This window comes from Streptomyces yokosukanensis (assembly GCF_001514035.1).
Taxonomy (GTDB): domain Bacteria; phylum Actinomycetota; class Actinomycetes; order Streptomycetales; family Streptomycetaceae; genus Streptomyces; species Streptomyces yokosukanensis.
On the sequence record NZ_KQ948237.1, the window covers coordinates 42905 to 44874 of the forward strand.

Here is a 1970-nt window from a genome sequence, read left to right on the forward strand (position 1 = left end):
GATCGACTACCACGGGCAGAAGTTCAAGGCCGTACTGCACGACTACGACGGCGCCTTCGACCTGACCGGCGGGCAGGACCTCCTGGACAGCTTCGCCATCCTCAAACCCGGCGCCACGACGGTCTCCGTCGCGAAGACTCCGGAGCCGACCACCGCCCGCAAGGACATGGGCAAGGGCCCACTGTTCGCGGCCGTGTTCGGGCTTCTCAGTATGAAGATCCGGCGCGAGGCGCGGCGGCACGGGGCGCGCTACCGCTTCCTCTTCATGCACCCCAGCGGTGCGGACCTGGCACACCTGGCCGCGCTCGTGGACGCGGGCGAACTGAAACCGGTCACCGACCGCGTCTTCCCGTTCGAGCAGATCGCCGACGGCTTCGCCTACCTGGAGCAGGGCCGCGCCAAGGGCAAGGTCGTCGTCGAGATGTGAGGTCCCCGTACGGATCGACATCACAGCATCCGCCGGACAGGGCACCGCACGTACGACACCCTGCCCGTCCCGGCAAGCCCGATCGCGCGCACCCGCAGGGCGGATGATCCTGGGAAACGGCGGCAGCTCGCTCGCCGCGGCGTTCCTAGGGCGCTTCGAGCCGGCGCGGGTTGCTCCCGGAAGGCGGCGCGACTCGATGCCACGATCCTCGGCCAACTCGGCGAACTCTGTCAGCTCGGCGAACTCGGCGAACCCGGTGTCGAACCCCTCCCCCGTCGACCGGGCGGCCGAGTCCACCGGTCAGCGCGTGACCATCTCAGCCACGGGACTGAGGGGGGCGCTCCCCCTTGGCACGACTGCTCCCTGTGCTGGTCAGAATCGCGCTCGCGACAAGCTCGGTGAGACGATCGGCGCGTGGCGCGAGCGAGGGTTGATCGCCGAGCCAAGCGAGCATGGCCACCAGCGCAAACAAATCGGCGCCATCGATGTCGCTCCGCGCCAGGCCCACGGCCTGGGCGCGGGTGAGGAGCCGCGCACCGGCTGCACGCAGGGTGACGCACGACGCGTGGAGTGCGGAATCGGTGTCCTCGATGGCGGCTGCCATCAGTACGGTCACGCCCCGATACTCGGTGGTCCACGCGACGCAGTCGCGCAGCCACGAGACGAGAGCAACTTCGGGTGAGTTCGACGTCTCGAACTCAAGCGCTTTTGCCGTGAGTTCGTCGAAGCTCGTACGGAGCAGGGCGTCGAGCAGTGCCTCGCGCGTCGGGAAGTGCCGCAGCAGCGTCGCGAGCCCGACATCGGCCCTGCGCGCGATGTCGCGCAGCGACACGTCGACGCCCTCCTCGGTGAGAGCGGTGCCCGCTACCGCGAGCAGGTGGTCGCGGTTCTTCCTGGCGTCGGCCCGCATCTGCCCCTCTTGACTATCCGGATCAGTGGTCCATATATTCGGATCAGTGGTCCGTTTATATGGAGCACTGATCCGAATAAGCGTATCCCGCAGCTCGGGCAGGAGAAAGCGATGCCGACACACACGATGAGGGCGGTCCGGCTCCATGAGTACGGCGGCCCCGAAGTTCTGCGCTACGACGAGGTGCCGATTCCCGAGCCGGGGCCGGGTGAGGTACTCGTTCGCGTTCACGCGGCCGGCATCAATCCTCCGGACCGATACCTGCGCGGCGGGCTGACCAGGATGCCCGGGGAGACGGAGTCGACGGTCAGTCTGCCGGTGATTCCGGGGACGGACGTGTCGGGCGTCGTCGAGGCCGTCGCCGCGGACGTACACGGCCTGGCCGCAGGTGATGAAGTCTTCGGCCTTCTACGCTTCCCCAGCTTCGGCGGCAGCGCATACGCCGAGTACGTCGCCGCGCCCGTATCGGACCTCGCCCGCAAGCCGGCCGGAATCGACCACGTGCAGGCCGCCGGGGCGCCGATGGCAGGGCTCACCGCGTGGCAGTTCCTGATCGAGCTCGGACACGATCACCCCTCGCCCTTCCAGGAGGCACGGCACCGCCCGACGGCACTCGACGCCGACACCACAGTG

The 1970-nt window shown here is 68.5% G+C and carries 3 protein-coding genes; 2 read left to right on the top strand and 1 reads right to left on the bottom strand.

All coding sequences use genetic code 11. The annotated features are described in order from the left end of the window. Positions 1-427, top strand: a 427-nt coding sequence (locus AQI95_RS41740; protein ID WP_159056700.1) for a zinc-binding dehydrogenase, incomplete at its 5' end; no start/stop codon positions are given. Between the two features lie 316 nt (positions 428-743). On the opposite strand, the gene AQI95_RS41745 is transcribed toward AQI95_RS41740, so the two are convergent. Then, on the bottom strand, positions 744-1337 hold the full coding sequence (locus AQI95_RS41745; RefSeq protein ID WP_067136410.1) for a TetR/AcrR family transcriptional regulator: 594 nt from the start codon (positions 1335-1337) through the stop codon (positions 744-746). A 111-nt stretch (positions 1338-1448) separates the two neighbouring features. Here AQI95_RS41745 and AQI95_RS41750 point away from each other — a divergent pair. Next, positions 1449-1970, top strand: a 522-nt coding sequence (locus tag AQI95_RS41750) for an NADP-dependent oxidoreductase (RefSeq protein WP_208614402.1), incomplete at its 3' end; no start/stop codon positions are given.